The sequence below is a fragment of the Dellaglioa sp. CoH-57-MRSF-19 genome, from assembly GCF_056781975.1.
The window spans coordinates 1-551 of sequence record NZ_JBXAXW010000091.1 but is presented as its reverse complement, the minus strand read 5'-3'; the positions used below and the strand labels follow the sequence as shown (position 1 = coordinate 551).

Below are 551 nucleotides of genomic sequence, written 5' to 3'. Positions count from 1 at the left end.
TGCTTACGGCGTTATTCTCGACGCATCGTTCCATAAGGTTGAGGGCTACGGGGACGGAAAACTGTGGAAGGTGATGGGGCTGTTGGCAATCGACAAAAATAAGTATCCGGATGTCGCACAAAAAGTTCTGACACGGGAAATCAACACCTATTCTATGGGTGCTCTCGTTGATTACTTCACGTGTGGGTACTGTGGCGCTCAGTGTACGGCACGCCACACCTGTGGACACATCACGAGCCCGAAGCAGGTTAACTGGAAAAAGTATCGAGATTTCGATGGTTCCACGCATTTGGCATTCCTAAATGCACACGGAATTCAGCCGATCGAGTGTTCTATCGTGAAAGACCCAGCTTGGGCTCCGGCGCCTTCAGATAACGTGGTGGATTTTGCGAGCGCTTCTCAATTGCGCTCAGCGCCCGCATAATTCGCAGAACTCAATTTTAACATGGTAAAGCGATTAGGTGTTTTGGACTCCTAATCGCCTACGCATTTGTGCGTGGGTGTGCGGGTGCTACGCACATTCCGTATTTTTATCGCACTCCCACCTAAAC

Annotated in this window: 1 protein-coding gene; it reads left to right on the top strand. The window is 50.1% G+C overall.

The window, feature by feature from the left end; all coding sequences use genetic code 11:
* The coding region (locus AC1RO3_RS08370) for a hypothetical protein (protein ID WP_481763985.1) at positions 1 to 424 on the top strand (424 nt) is incomplete at its 5' end.
* Positions 425 to 551 lie beyond the last annotated feature (127 nt).